1 protein-coding gene is annotated in these 207 nt (G+C 54.6%); it reads right to left on the bottom strand.

The annotated features are described in order from the left end of the window. Positions 1-207: MobA/MobL family protein (locus tag DWY95_RS16720; RefSeq protein ID WP_158577585.1), on the bottom strand; the 207-nt coding region annotated here is incomplete at both ends.

Here is a 207-nt window from a genome sequence, read left to right on the forward strand (position 1 = left end):
ATGGATGGCAAAGTCAGCAATCATACCCTTGGAAACAAACTGCTCCTGACAAAACTCTTTTATCATGGACAAATACTGCTCTTTCGGCACCTCCACCGGGAACGCCAGCACGATGCGCCGGGCAAGCTGGGAGTTCCATTGGTTCTCTACAGCTTCTACGGCGTTCCAGAGCGTTGCCCGGTCTGCATATCCGGGCGGCGCATGGGA

The organism is Faecalibacterium sp. AF28-13AC (assembly GCF_003478405.1).
GTDB lineage: Bacteria > Bacillota > Clostridia > Oscillospirales > Ruminococcaceae > Faecalibacterium > Faecalibacterium prausnitzii_E.